Source organism: Achromobacter sp. ACM02 (assembly GCF_014851605.1).
GTDB classification, from domain to species: Bacteria; Pseudomonadota; Gammaproteobacteria; order Burkholderiales; family Burkholderiaceae_B; genus Achromobacter; species Achromobacter aegrifaciens.
In genome coordinates this window covers 782,127-801,404 of record NZ_JACUZY010000003.1, presented here as the reverse complement: position 1 = coordinate 801,404, position 19,278 = coordinate 782,127, and the positions used below count along the sequence as shown (strand labels likewise).

16 protein-coding genes and 1 pseudogene are annotated in these 19,278 nt (G+C 65.8%); 1 reads left to right on the top strand and 16 read right to left on the bottom strand.

The annotated features are described in order from the left end of the window. The 14 genes and pseudogenes from IB258_RS12520 to IB258_RS12455 all read right to left on the bottom strand — a co-directional run. A pseudogene (locus tag IB258_RS12520) lies at nt 1–220 on the bottom strand (hypothetical protein); the annotation flags it as partial. 72 nt (nt 221–292) lie between these two features. Further along, nucleotides 293–1,639 carry a PA0069 family radical SAM protein gene (locus IB258_RS12515; protein WP_175162835.1) on the bottom strand — a complete coding sequence of 449 codons (1,347 nt, stop codon included), beginning with the start codon at nt 1,637–1,639 and terminating at the stop codon, nt 293–295. A 212-nt stretch (nt 1,640–1,851) separates the two neighbouring features. Beyond that, a complete protein-coding gene (locus IB258_RS12510) occupies nt 1,852–3,150 on the bottom strand; it encodes a sulfate adenylyltransferase subunit 1 (protein ID WP_054450948.1) in 1,299 nt (432 codons plus the stop codon). Between the two features lie 41 nt (nt 3,151–3,191). Next, nucleotides 3,192–4,100 carry a sulfate adenylyltransferase subunit CysD gene (cysD, locus tag IB258_RS12505; RefSeq protein ID WP_059379315.1) on the bottom strand — a complete coding sequence of 303 codons (909 nt, stop codon included), beginning with the start codon at nt 4,098–4,100 and terminating at the stop codon, nt 3,192–3,194. A 41-nt stretch (nt 4,101–4,141) separates the two neighbouring features. Next, on the bottom strand, nt 4,142–4,885 hold the full coding sequence (locus IB258_RS12500) for a phosphoadenylyl-sulfate reductase (protein ID WP_192330011.1): 744 nt from the start codon (nt 4,883–4,885) through the stop codon (nt 4,142–4,144). Then, nucleotides 4,882–5,946, bottom strand: a complete 1,065-nt coding sequence (locus tag IB258_RS12495) for a sulfate/molybdate ABC transporter ATP-binding protein (protein WP_054450941.1) — start codon at nt 5,944–5,946, stop codon at nt 4,882–4,884. Before IB258_RS12495 ends, IB258_RS12500 begins: the two co-directional genes overlap by 4 nt. A 12-nt stretch (nt 5,947–5,958) precedes the next feature. Further along, nucleotides 5,959–6,858, bottom strand: a complete 900-nt coding sequence (gene cysW, locus IB258_RS12490) for a sulfate ABC transporter permease subunit CysW (protein ID WP_054450940.1) — start codon at nt 6,856–6,858, stop codon at nt 5,959–5,961. Beyond that, nucleotides 6,855–7,745, bottom strand: coding sequence for a sulfate ABC transporter permease subunit CysT (gene cysT / locus IB258_RS12485; RefSeq protein WP_192352641.1), 891 nt, complete (start codon nt 7,743–7,745; stop codon nt 6,855–6,857). The genes cysW and cysT overlap by 4 nt, the downstream gene beginning before the upstream one ends. Before the next feature lie 24 nt (nt 7,746–7,769). Beyond that, the gene (locus IB258_RS12480) at nt 7,770–8,750 is read right to left on the bottom strand and encodes a sulfate ABC transporter substrate-binding protein (RefSeq protein WP_225589316.1); all 981 of its coding nucleotides are present in this window, start codon (nt 8,748–8,750) and stop codon (nt 7,770–7,772) included. 271 nt (nt 8,751–9,021) lie between these two features. Next, entirely contained in the window at nt 9,022–9,663 is a 642-nt protein-coding gene (locus IB258_RS12475) for a peroxiredoxin (RefSeq protein WP_042792543.1), read from the bottom strand. A gap of 148 nt (nt 9,664–9,811) precedes the next feature. Then, nucleotides 9,812–11,638: an acyl-CoA dehydrogenase gene (locus tag IB258_RS12470; protein WP_192352640.1), complete on the bottom strand. Its 1,827-nt coding sequence runs from the start codon at nt 11,636–11,638 to the stop codon at nt 9,812–9,814. Nucleotides 11,639–11,648: 10 nt separating this feature from the next. Then, entirely contained in the window at nt 11,649–12,623 is a 975-nt protein-coding gene (locus IB258_RS12465; protein ID WP_054450932.1) for a tripartite tricarboxylate transporter substrate-binding protein, read from the bottom strand. Between the two features lie 65 nt (nt 12,624–12,688). Next, a complete protein-coding gene (locus tag IB258_RS12460) occupies nt 12,689–13,456 on the bottom strand; it encodes an enoyl-CoA hydratase/isomerase family protein (RefSeq protein ID WP_192352639.1) in 768 nt (255 codons plus the stop codon). Further along, nucleotides 13,453–14,658: a CaiB/BaiF CoA-transferase family protein gene (locus IB258_RS12455; RefSeq protein WP_054450927.1), complete on the bottom strand. Its 1,206-nt coding sequence runs from the start codon at nt 14,656–14,658 to the stop codon at nt 13,453–13,455. The genes IB258_RS12460 and IB258_RS12455 overlap by 4 nt, the downstream gene beginning before the upstream one ends. Nucleotides 14,659–14,753: 95 nt before the next feature. On the opposite strand from IB258_RS12455, the gene IB258_RS12450 reads away from it, so the two are divergent. Then, nucleotides 14,754–15,689 (top strand): LysR substrate-binding domain-containing protein, encoded by a 936-nt coding sequence (locus IB258_RS12450; RefSeq protein WP_054450925.1) that lies wholly within the window; start codon nt 14,754–14,756, stop codon nt 15,687–15,689. Here IB258_RS12450 and aspT read toward each other — a convergent pair. After that, on the bottom strand, nt 15,686–17,386 hold the full coding sequence (gene aspT, locus IB258_RS12445) for an aspartate-alanine antiporter (protein WP_054450923.1): 1,701 nt from the start codon (nt 17,384–17,386) through the stop codon (nt 15,686–15,688). The two genes, IB258_RS12450 and aspT, sit on opposite strands and share 4 nt — an antisense overlap. A 37-nt stretch (nt 17,387–17,423) precedes the next feature. Further along, nucleotides 17,424–19,244: a bifunctional aspartate transaminase/aspartate 4-decarboxylase gene (locus IB258_RS12440; RefSeq protein ID WP_119450897.1), complete on the bottom strand. Its 1,821-nt coding sequence runs from the start codon at nt 19,242–19,244 to the stop codon at nt 17,424–17,426. Between the last annotated feature and the right edge of the window lie 34 nt (nt 19,245–19,278).

Genomic DNA, 19,278 nt, shown 5'->3' with positions numbered 1-19,278 from the left:
CGCCAGCCTCGGCCGGCGCGGGCGGGAACGGCCAGCGAGCCGGCGCGGAGCCGGGCCGCACGCGGCGGCGCGGCTCGACATCGGCCCCGGAGGTGTTCCAGGGCAGCGCCATGCCGGCCACCCGGGCGCACCAGGCGCGGGCGCGGTTCGTGCCGCGGCGCAGCGGGTTCAGCGTAACGACGAGTTCATCCGACAAGACGGAAATATCAGCGGTGTTCATGGGAACTCCTAGGAAAGACGGTCCAGCGCCAGGCGTAGCCCCCCGGCAGGCATCCGCGGCGGCAGCCGGCGGTCAATCGAACAATGACAACTGGCCTGCGGCCATGGCTTGCAACTGGCGCGCTGCGCGCCCGTGCGCGCCGCCGGCTGCGGGCGATACGGCGGGAAAAGGGACCCCTGAAGACGCTTGCGCGCCAACCGGGGATAGGAAATCGGCAGCCTTCGCCGCAGTTGCGGCAGGAGGCAGGAAACGGTCGCAGTCCAGCGCCAGGCGATGGCGGTTCAGGCCCAGCTTGCGCGTGGCGATGGTGAACCGCTGACGCAGCAGATCGGCCCAGACGCCGGTTCCGCGCATGCGCGACCCGAAGTTGGGATCGTTGCGGCGGCCATTGCGCAGGTCTTCGATGCGATGCAGGACGCGCTGGGCGCGGTCCGGGAAATGGGCGTTGAGCCAATCCTCGAACAGGGTCTTGACCTCCCAGGGCAGGCGCAGGACGGTGTAGCTGGCATAGTGCGCGCCGGCCGCCTTGGACTCCTGGAGGATGTGCTCCATGGACTCGTCGTTGATGAACGGGATGATGGGCGCGACCAGCACGCCGACCGGCACGCCGGCGTCGGTCAGGCTGCGCACGGCTTCCAGCCGGCGCCACGGCGCGGCGGCGCGCGGTTCCAGCGTGCGGGCCATGCCGGCGTCCAGCGTGGTGATGCTCATGTACACCACCACCAGCTTCTGCTCGGCCAGCGCGGCCAGCAGGTCCAGGTCGCGGGCGACCAGCGCGTTCTTGGTGACGATGGTGAGCGGATGGCGGGTTTCCAGCATCAGTTCCAGCAGGCCGCGCGTCAGCCGCCATTCGCGTTCGATGGGCTGGTAGGCGTCGGTGGCGGAACCGATGTTGATGGGAGACGGCTTGTAGCCGGGCCGCGCGAGTTCGGCGCGCAGGGCCTCTACCGCGTTGGCCTTGGCCACCAGCCGGGTTTCGAAGTCCAGCCCGGGCGACAGGCCCAGGTAGGAATGCGTGGGCCGGGCGTAACAATAGACGCAGCCATGCTCGCAGCCCCGGTACGGATTCACTGCCACGTCGAAGGGGATATCGGGCGAATCGTTGCGCGACAGCATCTTGCGCGCTTCTTCAGCAGTGACCGTGGTCTTGGGAGCGGCGGGCGCTATGCGCGCATCCGGCAGGATGGGAATGACGCGGGCGGCTTGCTCGCCGGCGGCAGCTTCGGGGAAATTATCGGGGACGGAATCTATGAAGTCGGCGGGCAGGCCGGAGGAGGACCAGCCGTCGTCGACCTGCACGCGGTCATCGCGCTGAAAGCGATGCCGAACATTAGTAACCGCACCCCGACCGCGCAAGGCGGCGGGGGCGGCAGCCGGGGACCCAGAACCGGCGGGAAAAGAATGATCGGTGCGTGCCATGAAAACTACTGTACAAAAACACAGTGGTTTTGACAAGCACCAAAAGCCTTTTCGTAAGACAACCCCACTTTACCGCAAGACGCCGGCGCCGTCCGGACAAATCGATTTCACCAGGCGAGATCGCCCGGAAACCCGCGCCAATACTGAATCTAGCAGAAAAACAACAGGTCCCGCAGGGGCTGGAAACCCGTTGTTTTCCGGCCTCTTGCGGATTAGCGCAACATGCCTGCCGCAGCAGTCTGATGCGTGGCCTCGTCGATCAGGATGAATGCGCCCGTCGCGGGCACATCGGCATAACGATCAACCGCCAACGACTCGCGCGTGGTGAGCGTGACGCGTCCGATGTCGTTCATGCGCAGCGTGCCCTCGGTGTTCTCCACTTCCTGCAATTCGTGGATATCACGATGCGACAGCACCGCGCGGATCTTCGCCGAGGTCAGGCGCGTACCCGACTTCAACAGATACTTGCGCGCGGGATTCAAGGCCTGCGCATCGAGCCAGCACAGCTCGGCTTCGAATTCGCGCGCGACCTGCGCCGGCGCCGACGCATGCACGATCACGTCGCCGCGCGACACGTCCACGTCGCGATCCAGCACCAGCGTGATCGAGTCGCCCGCCACCGCCTCATCCAGCGCGCGGTCGAAGGCGCGCACTTCGCTCACAACAGCCGTCACGCCCGAGGGTTGCACCGTGATCTCGTCGCCCGGCCGCAGCACGCCGCTGGCGACGCGGCCGGCATAGCCGCGGAAGTCATCCTTGCGACTGCCGTCATGGCGTGCCACCCATTGCACCGGAAAGCGCAGCGGCAAGGCGCGGCCGTCGCTTGCCAGGTCCAGCGATTCCAGCAAGGCCAGCAAAGGCTGCCCGTCGTACCACGGCGTCTGCGGCGACAAGGTGACGACGTTGTCGCCATTGAGCGCCGACAGCGGCAAGGCGTCGAAGTGCTCGATGCCCAGCTTGCCTGCCAGATCCGCATAAGCATCGCGGATACGCTCGAAGACGGCGCGGTCCCAGTCCACCAGGTCCATCTTGTTGACCGCCACCACGATATGGCGGATGCCCAAGAGGCGCGCGATGGTGCTGTGCCGCTTGGTCTGCGGCAGCAGCACGCCGTCGGCCGCGCGGGTGGCGTCGATCAGGATGACGGCCACGTCGGCGGTCGACGCGCCCGTGACCATGTTGCGCGTGTACTGCTCGTGGCCCGGCGCGTCGGCGATGATGAACTTGCGCGCGGGCGTCGAGAAGTAACGGTAGGCGACGTCTATGGTGATGCCCTGTTCGCGTTCGGCCTCCAGGCCGTCGGTCAGCAGCGAAAAGTCGATGCCGTCGCCCGCCACGCGCTTGTGCTTGGCGCGCGAGATCGCGTCCAGCTGGTCGGCGAACACGCCCTTGCTGTCATACAGCAGGCGGCCGATCAGCGTCGATTTGCCGTCATCCACCGAGCCGGCGGTGATCAGGCGCAGCACGCCCGTATCGGCGCCGGAAAGAAAAGAATCGTTGAGTGCGTTCATGTGCGTTCCTGGTCGCCGGCTGATGCCGGCGTGTCAAGCGATCAGAAATAGCCTTCCTTCTTGCGGCGCTCCATCGAGGCCTCGGAAGTCTGGTCGTCCATGCGCGTGGCGCCGCGCTCGGTAATGTCGGTCACCGCTGTTTCGGCGATGATGGCCCGGGTGTCGGCGGCATCGGACGCCACCGGGCAGGTGCAGGAGATATCGCCCACGGTACGAAAGCGCACCTGCAGGCGTTCGACCTGTTCGCCATCCTGCGGCGGGGTCAGCCGCGTGACCGGCACCAGCAGGCCCTTGCGGCGCACGACCTCGCGCTGGTGGCTGTAGTAGATCGACGGCAGCGCCAGCTGCTCGCGCTGGATGTACTGCCAGACGTCCAGCTCGGTCCAGTTCGAGATCGGGAACACGCGCATGTTCTCGCCGCGATGCACGCGGGTATTGAACAGGTTCCAGAGCTCCGGACGCTGCGCCTTCGGATCCCATTGGCCGAACTCGTCGCGGAACGAGAAGATGCGTTCCTTGGCGCGGGCCTTTTCCTCGTCGCGGCGCGCTCCGCCGATGCAGGCGTCAAAGCCGAATTCCTCGATCGCCTCCAGCAGCGTCACGGCCTGGGCGGCATTGCGCGAATCGGTCTCGCGGCGCAGCACCACGCTGCCGCGCGCGATCGAATCCTCGACGCTGCGCACGATCAGGGTCTCGCCCAGTTCTGCCGCGCGCGCATCGCGGAAGGCGATCACTTCGTCGAAGTTGTGGCCGGTGTCGATGTGCATCAGCGGGAACGGAAAGCGTCCCGGCCGGAATGCCTTCTCGGCCAGGCGCAGCAGCACCACAGAGTCCTTGCCGCCAGAGAACAGCAGCACGGGCTTCTCGCTTTCGGCGGCCACCTCGCGCAGGATGAATATTGCTTCCGATTCCAGCCAATCCAGGTGGCTGCGTTGGATCACTGCAGACATATGCACTTCCCCTAAAACAGATTTCGAATTCGTGGGCCGCATCAGTCGGCGCGCGCCGCGATGCCGATGACCCGGTTGCCCGCATGCAGGCCGCATTCCTTGGAGTCCGACGACTCCCACCACCAGCGCCCTGCCCTGAGGTCCTCGCCCGGACGGATGGCGCGGGTACAGGGTTCGCAACCAATGGACGGGTAGCCTTGGTCATGCAGCGGGTTGTACGGGATGCCCAGCGCGCGGATGGCGGACCAGACTTCCTCTTCGCTCCATTCGGCCAGCGGATTGAACTTGTAGAGGCCGAAGGTCTGGTCGTGTTCTTCCAGCGGCAGTTCGCCGCGGGTGGTGGATTGCGCGCGCCGCTGCCCGGTGATCCAGGCGCCGCGTCCGGCCAGCGCGCGCTTGAGCGGCTCGACCTTGCGGATCTGGCAACAGGCCTTGCGCAGCTCCACGCTTTCATAGAACGCATAGGCGCCGTGTTCGGCGACGTGCTGCTCGACCGCGGTCGCTATCGGCCGGTACACGGAGACCTCGCGGCCGTAGCGTTCGCGCACGGCGTCCAGTACGCCCAGCGTTTCGGCGTGCAGCCGGCCCGTGTCCAGCGTAAAGACCTCCAGGTCCAGGCCGGCGCTGTAGATGGCGTGCGTCAGCAGCATGTCCTCGGCCGCCAGCGAGGACGCCAGCGCGGCGTCCGGGTAGCGCTGCTGCACGTCGGCCAGGCGTGCGCCCAGCTCGCGCCAGCGCGCGGCCAGGCCCGCCTCGAGTTCAGGCAAAAGATCGGTAGTGCTCATGATTGCGTCGCGAAAATGCGCGCCCGCCGCGGACGCGCCAACAGAATTTCGCCATCGCGCAGGCCCAACTCCCGGTACAGGGACTCGGGCACCTCGGCTTCGATGATGGCGTCGGAATCCTCGCTCGCCAGCTCCAGATAGGCACTGGGACCGGCAAGGAAGGCGTGTGCCAGGCGCACCGGAATGCCGTCAGCGCCGGCACGGTAGCGCTCGACTTCGAACTCGTGCGGCCGTACGTAGGCCGTGGCGCGCTGCGCTTCGGCCTGCGCCAGCTCTGGCGCGGGCAAGGACAGGCCGGCGCCGTTCCAGACGCCCCGCGTGGCAAAGCCCTGCAACTGGTTGACGTCGCCCAGGAAGCCGTAGACGAAGGGCGTGGCCGGTGCTTCCCAGACCTCGCGCGGCGTGCCGACTTGCTCGATGCGGCCCGAGTTCATCAGCACCACCCGGTCCGACACTTCCAGCGCTTCTTCCTGGTCATGGGTGACGAACACGCTGGCCACATTCAGCTCGTCATGCAGGCGGCGCAGCCAGCGCCGCAATTCCTTGCGCACCTTGGCGTCCAGCGCGCCGAAGGGCTCGTCCAGCAGCAGCACCCGCGGCTCCACCGCCAGCGCGCGCGCCAGCGCGATACGCTGACGCTGGCCGCCGGAGAGCTGCGCGGGATAGCGGTCGGCCAGCCAGTCCAGCTGCACCAGGCCCAGCAGGTCATGCACCTTGCGCTGGATCACGTCCTCCGAAGGACGCTGCGAGCGGTGCTTGACGCGCAGGCCGAAGGCCACGTTCTCGAACACCGTCATGTGCTTGAACAGCGCGTAGTGCTGGAACACGAAACCGACCTGGCGCTGGCGCACGTCCACCGCGGTAGCGTCTTCGCCCGCGAACAGCACGCTGCCGGAATCAGCCGACTCCAGCCCCGCGATGATGCGCAGCAGCGTGGTCTTGCCGCAGCCCGACGGGCCCAGCAGCGCGACCAGCTCTCCCGTCTCGATATGCAGCGAGACGTCGTTGAGCGCGCGGAACTGGCCGAAGCGCTTGGATAGATTGCGGACTTCGATACTCATGCTTGTCTCCTGTCAGGCCAGGGCCGGCTTGATGGCGGCCGGCTGGCCGGGATACTCGACCGGCAGGTCCGCGGCCTGCTGAAAGCGCGCGTTGCGCCACTCGACGACGTTCTTGGCCACCAGCGTCACCAGCGCCAGCAGGGCCAGCAACGACGCCACGGCGAACGCCGCGGAATACTGGTACTCGTTGTAGAGAATCTCGACGTGCAGGGTCATGGTGTTGGTCAGGCCGCGGATCTGCCCGGACACCACCGACACCGCGCCAAACTCGCCCATGGCCCGCGCGTTGCACAGGATGGCGCCATACAGCAGGCCCCACTTGATGTTGGGCAGCGTGACGCGCCAGAAGATCTGCCAGCCGTTGGCGCCCAGGGTCAGCGCAGCCTGCTCTTCCTCGCTGCCCTGCGCCTGCATCAGGGGGATCAGCTCGCGCGCCACGAACGGAAAGGTCACGAAGAGCGAGGCCAGCACGATGCCCGGCACCGCGTAGACGATCTTGATGTCATGTTCCTGCAGCCAGCCACCGAACCAGCCCTGGGTGCCGAACAGCAGCACGAACACCAGGCCGGCCACCACCGGCGACACCGAGAACGGCAGGTCGATCAGGGTGATCAGGAACTGCTTGCCGCGGAACTGGAACTTGGTGATCGCCCAGGCCGCGGCCACGCCGAACACCAGGTTTACCGGCAGCGCGATGGCCGCCACCAGCAGCGTCAGTCGGATGGCGGACAGCGCGTCCGGCTCGACGATGGCGTCCAGGTACAGCTGCCAGCCCTTCTTGAAGGCTTCGGCGAATACCGCTGCCAGCGGCACCAGCAGGAACAGCGCCAGGAATCCCAGCGCGATGAAGAGCAGCACGCCGCGCACCCAGCGCGGCTCGGTCAGATGGGCGGGACGGTCCGCGGCGCTCATGCGAGCCTCCCGAGGTTGCGGCGGGCCTGCCAGCCCTGCAGCAGATTGATGACGAGCAACAGCGCGAAGGACAGCACCAGCATCACCGTGGCAATGGCGGCAGCGCCCGCGTAGTCGAATTCCTCGAGCTTGGCGATGATCAGTAGCGGCGTGATCTCGGACACCATCGGCATGTTGCCGGCAATGAACACCACCGAGCCGTACTCGCCCACCGCGCGTGCAAACGCCAGCGCGAAGCCCGTCATCAAGGCGGGCATGATGATGGGCAGCAGCACCCGGCGTATGGTCTGCCAGCGGTTGGCGCCCAGGCTGGCCGCGGCCTCCTCGATTTCGCGCTCCACGTCTTCCAGCACCGGCTGCACCGTGCGCACCACGAACGGCACGCCGATGAAGATCAACGCGATCACGATGCCCAAGGGCGTAAATGCCACCTTCCAGCCGAACCAGTCGGCCAGCAGTCCGCCCAGCCAGCCCTTCTGCGAATACAGCGAGGTCAGCGCGATGCCCGCCACCGCCGTGGGCAGCGCGAACGGCAGATCCACCAGCGCATCCAGAATCTTCTTGCCCGGAAAGCGGTAGCGCACCAGCACCCAGGCCACCACCGTGCCGAACACCAGGTTCACCAGCGCCGCGATCAACGACGCGCCGAAGGTCAGCTTGTACGAGGCCAGCACCCGCGGCGCGGTCACCGCGTCCCAGAAGCCTTGCCAGCCCAGGCCCGCGCTCTTGATCGGCAAGGCCGCCAGCGGAATGAGCACGAGGATGCTGAGGTACAGCACCGCGTAGCCCATCGAGATGCCGAATCCGGGCAGCACGCCCGGGCTGTTGCGCCGAAAGGCAAAAGGCGCTTGCGCGCCGCTTGCCACCGGGTTCGAGGCTGTCGTCATGGCCGTCGTCCGATCGTCAGATGCTTATTTCTTTTGCGGCAGGTAGATCTGGTCGAAGGTGCCGCCGTCGCTGAAGTGGTCCTTCTGCGCCTTGCGCCACCCGCCGAAGATCTTGTCGTCGATGGTCACGAGCTTGACCTTGGGAAACTTGCTTTCGTACTTGGCGGCCACGGTCTTGTCGATGGGCCGGTAGTAGTTCTTGGCAATGATTTCCTGCGCGGCGGGCGTGTAGAGGAATTCCAGATAGGCCTGCGCCGCGGCGCGGGTACCCTTCTTGTCCACGACCTTGTCGACCACGGCCACCGGCGGCTCGGCCAGGATGGACAGCGACGGCACCACGATGTCGAACTTGTCCGGACCCAGCTCTTCCAGCGCCAGGAAAGCCTCGTTTTCCCAGGCCAGCAGCACATCGCCCACGCCGCGCTCCACGAAGGTGGTGGTGGCGCCGCGCGCGCCAGTGTCCAGCACCGGCACGTGCTTGAGCAGGTCGCCCACGAAGGCGCGGGCCTTGTCCTCGCTGCCGCCGTTCTTCTCCAGCGCATAGGCCCAGGCGGCCAGGTAGTTCCAGCGCGCCCCGCCCGAGGTCTTGGGATTGGGCGTGATGACCTGCACGCCATCCTTGACCAGGTCGTCCCAGTCCTTGATCTGCTTGGGGTTGCCCTTGCGCACCAGGAACACGATGGTGGAGGTGTAGGGCGAGCTGTTCTGCGGCAGGCGGGCCTGCCAATCGGCAGGCAGCAGCCCACGGTCGGCAACCGCGTCGATGTCATAAGCCAGCGCCAGCGTCACCACGTCGGCTTCCAGGCCGTCGATGACGGAGCGCGCCTGGCGGCCCGAACCGCCGTGCGATTGGCGGATGGTCAGGTCGACGTTGGCCTTGTCCTTGTATTGCTTGATGAACGCATCATCGATGGCGCGATACAGCTCGCGGGTCGGGTCATATGAGACATTCAGGAGCGTCTGCTTCTGCTGTGCCTGCGCCGGCGCAATCGCGGCAAACGACATCGTCACTGCGGCCAAGGCGGCCAACCAACCGGCTTTCCTGAAAGACATCCCATGCTCCCTGTGTTCGGCAATGTGGGAGCAAGTGTGCTGGCTGGGCGTTCTGAACGGAACGAATCATTATTTGGTTGCTCATCGCTCGCAGGCATATAGGACCGGTGTCCCAGCAATGGGAATTTGCCCTGGCCCCATGCGCGCCCCAATGAAAAACCGCCGCCTCCCCAAGGGGCAGGCGGCGGTTGCTAACGGGGACCCGCCCCTTCGATTTCCGAATTTACTTATTCGGCTGAGGCGTAATGCGCAGATAGGGACGCACGGCCTTGTAGCCCTTCGGGAATTTCTGCTTGATCACGGCCTCGTCCTGCAAGGACGGAACAATGATCACATCGTCGCCGTCTTCCCAGTTCACCGGCGTGGCCACGCTGTGGCTGTCGGTCAGCTGCAGGGAGTCGATGACGCGCAGGATCTCGTTGAAGTTGCGGCCGGTGCTGGCCGGATACGTGATGGTCAGGCGCACCTTCTTGTTGGGGTCGATGATGAACACCGAGCGCACGGTCAGCGTGGCGTTGGCGTTCGGATGGATCATGTCGTAAAGCTCGGACACCTTGCGGTCCTTGTCGGCCAGGATCGGGAAGTTGACCTTGGTGGACTGCGTGTCGTTGATGTCCTCGATCCACTTGGTGTGCGAATCGGTGCCGTCCACGGACAGCGCCAGCACCTTCACGTTACGCTTGGCGAATTCGTCGGCCAGCTTGGCGGTGTAGCCCAGTTCAGTGGTGCAGACGGGCGTGAAATCGGCCGGGTGCGAGAAAAGAACACCCCAGCTGTTGCCCAGATACTCATGGAAGCGGATCGGCCCTGCCGAAGATTCCTGTTCGAAATCAGGGGCGGTGTCGCCCAGGCGTAGATGACTCATGGTGTCTCCAGTGTGCGGATGCAGGTTGGGGGCTGGCCGCCCGTCGCGGCGGGCAGCGCAGGAAAAGCGTTTCATGGCGCAGGTCAGCGTCTGTGAAACGATTCTTCCATCAAACCTGTAGCCGGGGAAATACGCAAGTCATATAACCTTATGCAATATTCAAGCTGGCGCCGCAGGCGTCCGCCACCACCCCGGCCCGCACTGCGGCGGACAGGGCCAGCGCGCGCGGCAGGATGTGGGCGCCGTAGAACAATCCGGTCGCCAACTTGGCCCCGTAGAACGGATCGGTGGATCCTGCCGCCAGATGCCGGCGGCAGGCCAGCACGGCCCGCGCCATCTGCCAGCCGCCGTGCACCACACCGGCCAGCATCAGATAGGGCACGCTGCTGGAATAGACCGCCCTGATATTGGTCGGCGACTGCTCCAGGATGAATGCCACGCCGGCCTCGTAGGCCTGGATGGCGCTGTCCAGGTTGTCGCGCAGCAGGCGCAGTCCTTCGCGATCGTCCGCCGACGCGCGCATCGCCTCGTTCTCGACTGCGCGCAGCGTCTCGCGCATCGCCGCGATCGCGGCATGGGCGGTGGCGCCGCCGTCGCGCTGCGTCTTGCGGCTGACCAGGTCATTGGCCTGGATCGCGGTCGTGCCTTCGTAGATGGGCAGGATGCGCGCGTCGCGGTAATACTGCGCGGCCCCGGTTTCCTCGATATAGCCCATGCCGCCGTGCACCTGCAGGCCCAGCGATGCGACCTCGACCGCGGTCTCGGTGGAGAATCCTTTGACGATGGGCACCATGTACTCATAGAAGGCCCGGTTGCGCGAGCGCTGCTCCGGATCCGGATGATGCGTGCCCTTGTCGTGCGCGGCCGCCGTCACGTAGGACACGGCGCGCGCCGCCTCGGTCAGCGCCTTCATGGTCATCAGCATGCGCTGCACGTCCGGATGGCGCACGATGGCCACGGGGCCGGCCGACCCTTCGACCGCGCGGCCCTGCACGCGCTCGCGCGCATAGGCCAGGGCATGCTGATAGGCGCGTTCGGACACGCCTATGCCCTGCTGCCCCACCGAATAGCGGGCGGCATTCATCATGATGAACATGTATTCCAGGCCGCGGTTCTGCTCGCCGACCAGATAGCCGATGGCGCCTTCGCCCACGTCGCCCTTGCCCGAACCGTACATGAGCACTGCGGTGGGACTGCCGTGGATGCCCAGCTTGTGCTCCAGCGACGCGCACCAGACGTCGTTGCGCTTGCCCAGGCTGCCGTCGGCCTGCACCAGGAACTTGGGCACGATGAAAAGCGAGATCCCCTTCACGCCGGCCGGCGCGTCCGGCGTGCGCGCCAGCACCAGATGGATGATGTTCTCGGCCAGATCGTGGTCGCCATAGGTGATGAAGATCTTCTGGCCCGTCAGCCGGTAGCTGCCGTCGTCCTGCTTCACCGCACGAGTCGCGACCTGCGCCAGGTCCGAGCCGGCCTGCGGTTCGGTCAGGTTCATCGTGCCGGTCCACTTGCCGCCGATCAGCTGCGGCACGTACTGCTTGCGTTGCGCGTCCGATCCGACCGTCAACAAGGCTTCGATCACGCCGTCCGTCAGCATGGGACACAGGGAAAACGCCAGGCTGGCCGCCTGGATGTTCTCGCCCGGCGCCGCCGCGACCAGCTTGGGCAGGCCCTGCCCGCCCCACTCCACCGGATGCTGCAAGCCCTGCCAGCCGCCCGCGGCGTAATCCTTGAAGCCCTGCGCGTAGCCCGGCGTGGTCGTGACCTGGCCATCCTTCCAGACCGGCGGCTGCGTATCGCCCGGCACGTTCAAAGGCGCCACGGCCTGCTCGACGAAGCGGCCGTTTTCTTCCAGGATGGCGTCCACCAGATCCGGCGTGACTTCTTCGAAGCCGGGCAGTTTCAGGACGTCATCGAGTCCTGCCAGCTCCTTCAAAGCGAAGCGGAAGTCCTGCAGCGGGGTTACGTAGGGCATGGGGTCTCCATCAATTGGCCGTTTCCTGACTCTCTTTGGCCAATCTTAAACCCTTGCTTCCTTCCTTGCGGGCATACTCCCCGAACGCGGCCAAGGACGCGGACGGCGTCACTTCCTCGTATCCGGCCGCCATGCCCTGCTGCACATCGGCCAGCGCCAGCACATCGTTGCTGGCCTTGAACAGCGTGTCCAGCACCTGCGGCGGCGTGCCCTTGGGAGCAAAGATTCCCCACCAGTTGGACACGTCATAGCCGGGCACGGTCTGCGCGATGGTCGGATAGGGCAACAGGCGCGAGGGCTGGCCAGACGTGACCGCCAGGGCCACCACCTTTCCCGTATCGATCACCGACTTGGCCGAAGGCGCCGTGGCGAACGAGATATCTGTGTCGCCCGCCGCCACGGACTGCGCCGCCGCGGCGCCCCCCTTGAAGGGAATGTGCATCAGCTTCACGTTGGCAAGCGTCATGAACTCGACCGCGGCCAGATGCGTGATGACGCCGTTGCCGGACGAGGCGACATTGATGGACCCCGGCTTGCTCCTGGCCCGGTCTATCAGGTCCTGCACGCTTTTCAGCCCCAGCTTTGCGTTCGCGATCAGGACCATGGGGCCGGTCGTGAGCTGGGCCACGGGCACGAAGTTGTCCGGCGTGTAATCCACCTTGTACAAGGCGCTGTCGCTGCCCATGACGCTGGAATTCCCCAGGTACAGCGTGTAGCCGTCGGCGGCGGCGCGCGCGGCCAGGCTGGCGCCGATCGTGGAACCGGCGCCAGGGCGGTTTTCCACGACCACCGGCTGCTTCAATTGCCTGGCCAGCGCATTCGCATAGACCCGCCCCACTTGATCCGCCCCGCCGCCGGGCGGGAACCCGATCACCAAGGTCAGGGGTTTGGAGGGATAAGGATCGGCGGCATGCGCGGCGCCGGACATCGCGGACAAGGCGATGGCGGCAAGCAAGGCGCCATGGACGGCAATAGCAGGTTTCATCAGGGTCTCCTTTGATGGAATCGGAGCCGCTTGTGGCGCGGCTCTCTGGTCATGCGCCGGCCGCGTCAGCGGCCGGTGAAATCCGGCGCGCGCTTCTCCTTCCACGCCCGCGCGCCCTCGGCCAGGTCGCGGGACTGCTCGGAACGCAGCACCGCCTGCTCGATTGCGGCCAGATCGAGCTCGCCCCGCGCGAGGCGGTTCAGGTGCGCTTTCACGCCGAACAGCGGAATCGGAGCCATTGCCGCAATCTGCGCGCTCAGGGCGTCCAGCCGGACCGATAGCATTTCTTGCGGCACCAGCTCGGTCAGGAATCCGATGCGCAGCATTTCGTCGGCCTGGATTTTTTCCGCCGTCAGGAACAGGCGCTTGGCCTGGTCCAGGCCCAGGCGCGTCACATAGCGCGACATGCCGCCCGCGTAGAAGTGCAGGCCCAGGCGCGTGGCCGGCATGAACATGTCGGACTGCGGCGTGCCGATGCGGAAATCGCAAGCCAGGCACAGGTCCGTGCCGCCGCCATAGGCCCCGCCCTGCACCGCCGCGATGGTCACTGGCCGCGCCGCCTCGATCAGGTCCATGGTCTGGCCAAAATAAAGAGAGCTGGGCGCGCTGTCGGACGCCAGGGACGAAATGTCATACCCGCTGCAAAAATACTTGCCGTCGGATTGAAAGCGCAGCACCCGCACGGCGTCGTCCGCGTTGACCCTGTCCAGATGCTCTCTGAGGACCGCCAGGTCCTGCGGCCCGAGCCGGTTGGCATGGCCGGGCCTGCGCAGCCGGATGGTCGCCACGTGGCCGTCGACGGAAAGGCTGGGCGTATCGGCGGAACCCGTCATGTGCACGTCTCCGCCTGATGCGCCACGCCCTCGGCCAGCAGCCGGTCGATCTCGGCATCTGCCATCCCGTAACGGGCGAATACCTCGCGCGTGTGCTGGCCGAACACGGGCGGAGCGCGGCGGCTCGGCGCCTGCGCGCCGCTCAGGCCCAGGGGCAGGTCCACCTGCCGCAATTCGCCCAACACCGGATGCGTCAACGAGCGGACCAGTCCGCAAGCCTGCACCTGCGCGTCGGCGAACACATCCTCCAGGGTATTGATGGGCCCTGCGGGAATGCCGCCCTCGATCATCAGCGCGGTCCATTCCATGCGCGTCTTGCGCTTGAGCCCCGCCTCCAGCTCCTGCTTCAACGCATAGCGGTGCTGCATGCGCTCGGCGTTCGTCAGGAACCGCTCGTCGGACACCAGATGGGAGAGTCCGAGAATGCCGCAAAGCCTGACCCACATCGCCTGGGTCGCGGGCGCCAGGTTGAGCGGCCCATCCGCGGTCTCGAATGTGCCGTAGGGCGCGATGACCGGATGCACGTTGCCGCAGGGTTCCGGGATCTCCCCCTTGCTGAGGTAGCGCTGGCCCTGCACGCTGAGCAACGCCATGAGGCCCGCCAGCAGCGAGGTTTCCACATGCTGCCCGCGACCAGTCGAGGCACGCTGCGCGACGGCGGACAGTATTCCTATCGTCAGCCACATGCCGGCGCTCAAGTCGCCGACGGCTACGCCCACCCGCATCGGCCCCGATTCCGGCGTGCCGGTCAGGCTCATGAAGCCCGAATAGCCCTGCGCGACCTGATCGAATCCGGCCCAGTCCCGTGCCGGCCCCTTGCTGCCAAAGCCGGAAATCGACGCCATGATCAGGCCCGGATGCTCTTGCGCCAACGCCTCGTATCCCAGGCCCATCGCCTCCATCGTTCCGACCTTGAAGTTCTCGACCACGATGTCGGAAGCCAGGGCCATCTTGCGCAGCAGCGCGATCCCTTCCGGCTTGCGGAAGTCCACGCCTATGCCTTGCTTGCTGCGATTGGCACTAAGATAATAAACACTTATGTCGTCATCGAAGGGGCCCCACTGCCGCGCCATCTCGCCGGCGGGCATGGGTTCCACCTTGACGACCTCGGCGCCCAGGTCTCCCAGAATCATTGTGCAGAAAGGCCCGGAAAGGGCCCGAGTCAGATCCAGCACTTTCAGCCCTGCCAATGGCAGACTCATGTTCGTCCTCCCGTGATGCGAAGCCCATTCTAGGCAGCGCTTCACAGGTCCCGAAAATACTGTTTTCCGATCCATTCATAAGATTTTCTTATCCAATGAATCTGCGTCAGCTCAAGTACTTCGTCCGGGTGGTTGAAATGCGCAACATGACCCGGGCCGCCGAAAGTCTGCATGTGGCGCAACCCGCGCTGAGTCAGCAGATGGCGCTGCTGGAGGAAAGCCTGGGCGTCGCACTGCTGGTGCGCGGGGTCAAAGGCGCCCAGCCCACCGCGGAAGGCCTGTTGCTGTACCGGCACGCGCAAACCATCCTGCGTCAGGTCGACAGCACTCGCAGCCTGCTGTCCAAGACCGGGGACCAGGTCACCGGCACGGTGTCGATAGGACTGGCCTCCAGCACCGCGCGCATGCTGGCGTTGCCGCTGATGCGCCGGGCCAAGGCGGAGCTGCCTTCGGTGGTGTTGGAAATCGTCGATGTGCCCAGCGCGGACCTGACCAAGCTGGTGCTGCAGGGACGCATCGATTTTTCCTTGTCGCCGGACCAGCAACCCATGCAGGGACTGCTGCGCACGCCACTGCTGCGCGAGAGCCTGTTCCTGCTGGCTCACGCCAGCGTCGCGCTGCCGCGCCGCACGCTGGCCATCGCGGACTTCGCCGCCTTGCCCCTGGTTCTGCCCAGCCTGCCCAACACGCTGCGCGCACGCCTGGACCATGCCTTCCTGACCGCCGGCCTGACCTGCAATCTGTTTGCCGAAGCCAGCACCTCGGCCATCCTCGTCCCCGCGGTGCGCAGCGGCATGGCCGCCACGATCCTGCCCTGCTCGGCCGCGCAGCCCGAAATCGCGGAAGGGTCGATCGTGGCGCATGCCCTGGACGACACGCTGTCGCGCGAACTGGTGCTATGCGCCAGCGAGAGCCTGCCCCCCACGCCGGCGGTGAGTCAGATCATGGCCTTGTGCAAGGACGAAATAAAACGCCTGATCGACGATCAGGCGTGGCAGGGATGCGCGCTGCTGAAGCAGAGCCCGCGCTAACCCAGATGGTGCGCCAGCGACACGATGATCGGCCCCAGCACTGGCAGCAGCACGTTGGCGATGGCGTAGGTCACCGTGTAGCCCAGTAGCGGCACGGAACTGCCGCTGGAGGTCAGGATGGCGCTGATGGCCGGCGTGCTGACATGCTGGCCAGCGATGGCGCCGACCAGCAAGGGACCTTCGATCTTCAGGATCTTGTGTCCCACCCACAGCGACAGGCAGGCAGGCCCCAGCGACACCAGCAGGCCGATGAGCGGCAATACCGCGCCGTGCTCGCGGATCAGCGCGATGGCTTCCGGCCCCGCCGACAAGCCCACGCAGGCCACGAACACAGCCAGGCCCAGATCCTTCAGCAACTGCACGGCATGGTCCGGCATGTGGCCTATCGAGGGCCGTTTGGCGTTAATCCAGCCGCAGACCAGACCGCTGACCAGCGCGCCCCCGCCACTGCCCAGCGACACGGGGATGCCCCACATCCGCGCGCTCAGGCTGCCGATCAACAAGCCGGCCAGGATGCCGAACGCCAGGAACACCAGGTCGGTCACGCCGCTGCGCCGCAGCTCGTTGCCCAGCGCCGCGCCGGCCTGGGAGAGTTCGGGCTCGGCGCCGACCAGCGTAACCAGGTCGCCGTACTGCACCACGGTGGCTGGCGTGATCGGCAAGGAATGGCCCGAGCGCACGATGGACTGCAGAAACACGCCACGTGCGCGTTGGGCGTTGGGCCGCTTCGCCAGTTCGCCGACGGTATGGCCATTGACGGCCTTCTTGTTGACGATGACGGCCAGCTCGCTCAGCTGCAAGTCGTCGGCATGCGCCTCCGGCAGCTGGATTTCGGGTCCGATGACGGAACCCGCGCGCAGCGCGAAGCGCCGCAAGCCCAGCACCACCACGATGTCGCCCGTGGCCAGCATGTCGCCGGGCGTGGCGTCCACCGCCTCGCCATTGCGCAGGATGCGGCTGATGACGGTGCGTCCGCCCAGCGCGGCTTCCACTTCAGCCACGCTTTTGCCATCCGCGTCCTTGACCACGTGCGAGCGTCCCACCAGCCGCGGCAAGGTGGGCATGTTCGCGTCCTCGCCCTCTCCGGCCGCCACGCCGAGCTTTTCCTCCAATGCCTTGGAAGCCTCGCGCAGATTCATGCGCAACAGGGCTGGCGCTACCTGGCTGGTGAAGAACACGATGCTGATCAGGCCAACCAGATAGGTCAGCGTGTAGGCCGTGGCGATGTTGGCTTCCATGCGCTGGACCTCGGCATCCGCCAGGCCCAGATGCTTGAGCGCCTCTGCCGCCGTGCCTACCACGGCCGATTCGGTGGCCGCGCCGGCCGCGAGGCCCGCCGCCGTCCCAGCGTCCAGGCCGAACAGCGGCACCGCGGCCAGCACGATGGTCAGCACCAGCAATGCTTCGATGATAGGCAGCGCGATGTAGCGCAAGCTGGAGCGGTTCAGGTTGGCAAAGAACTGCGGCCCGCCCGAGTACCCCATCGCGAATATGAACAGGGCGAAGGCGACTTCCTTGAGGTCGCCGCGCATCTGGCAACCCGTCTGGCCGATCAGCAGGGCGACGATGAGTGTTCCGCACACGCCGCCTAGCTGGATCGGTCCGACTTTCAGCTTGCCGATCAGGTATCCCAAGCCCACCGTCACAAACAGCACTGCGATGGGAACGCTATTGAAAAACCCGACCGTACAAGTCATGTCGTCATGTCGCCCTGGAGGTTGCTGCCCGGCCCGCCTACTTGCGCGCCACGGCCTTCTTGGCGGACTTCGCCGCCGTGTCGGCCTTCTTCACTGCCTTCTTGACCGCTTTCTTGGCTGCCGCGGTCTTGCCCGCCTTGCGCTTGGCCGCGGGCGCCTTCGTGGTCTGGCCCTTGCCGGCCGTCGGGCCCGAACGCACCAGTTCGCCGGCCTTCCACGCCTCGACGTACTCGGTGGCGGCTTCGACCATATGCTTGCCGATCTTGGCGTAGTCGCCGTCGTCCAGGTTCGCCAGCGACACGCGGATCGACCACGGCGGACCGCCGAAGCCGCCGCCGTCCATCAGCACCACGCCGGATTTCTCGGCCAGGCGGAACAGGAAGTCGACCGGCTCGTAGTTGGCCATCATGTACTTGCAGAACGCATCGCCGTACGTGATCTTGGCCCAGACCATGAAATCCAACTCGACGTAGTACCAGGCGCGCATCGGATCTTCGGGCGGCATGGGTATGCCCAGGCCGCGCCACAAGGCATCGCGGCGCGCGCGCACGATCTTCATCGTCAGGTGCTTGTAGGAGTCCTTCAGGTCCATCAGGTGCGACAGCGCGAAGAATCCCATCTGCACCTGCTGCGGCAAGGACAGGCCCGCGGTGTGGTTCAGCGCGACGTTGCGGCTGTCGGCCACCAGCCGGTCGATGAACTTGAGCTTTTCGGGCTCCATCGTCATGGCGCCATAGCGCTTGTTCAGGCGCTGTTTCCAGGATGCAGGCAATTCGGCGATGCGGCGGTCCATGGTGTTCTTTTCATGGGTCGCAATCACGCCCAGGCGCCATCCCGTGCAACCGAAGTTCTTCGAGAACGAGTACACGCAGATGGTGTTGTGCGGCACTTCCGCCATCAGCGAGCGGAAGTTCGGCACGAAGGTGCCATAGACATCGTCCGTCACCAGCACCAAGTCCGGATTCTTGCGGATCAGGCGCACGATCTGCTTCATCTCGACCGGGCTGAACGCCACCGACGGCGGGTTGCTGGGGTTGACCGTGACCGCCAGCTTGATCTTGGGATTCTCGAGCTTGGCGATTTCGGACGCCGGATAGTGCCAATCATGGGTGCCGTCGGCCCGCAGGCTGCTGGCGTTGATCGGCACGATCTTGAACTGGAAGCGCTCCAGATGCGAGATCTCGATATAGGGCGTGAAGGTCGGCAGGAACAGCGCGATGGTATCGCCCTGCTTGAGCAGGCCGTTCTGCATCAGCGAATCGAAGATGTAGCACATGGCCGCCGTGCCGCCTTCGACCGGGAACAGGTCGAACTTGCCCTTGGGCGGACGGCCGTCGCACATTTCCTTGATCAGGTAATCGTGCACGATCTGTTCAAGATGGACCAGCGCGCGCGGCGGCACGGGATAATTGTCGCCGATGATGCTGTCCGTCAGTTCATGGACCCACGCGTCGGGGTCGAAGCCCTTGACCTTGACGCCGTACTCCAGCACGCCGACCAGGAAATCGTAGCCGTCCATGCCTTTGTGCTTGGCCAGGAATTTGCGCATCCGGTCGGCGCAGCCCTTCTTGGCCGGCATGCCCGCCAGGATGGATTCGTCGCGCACGCGGCGCGCTTCCTTCATCGCGAACTGGCCCATCAGGAAGAAGGCGTCGCGCGGTTCGGTGGCGATCCAGTTAGGGTTGCCGCGGCCCGCGTTCAGCATGGTGATCGCGGCGGTGTGCTGGTTGTCCTTGGCCAGCGTGATCAGGTAGTCCTTGAGTTCAAACGGAGAAAGCTGCTCCAGGTCGCGTTGGCGCGAACGGGTGGTTTTCAAGGCCGAAGCCAGGCTGACGGTAAGAGGCGCGGTGGAAGCCATTGTTCAGTACTCCTGGTTTGCATGGTGACAGGCG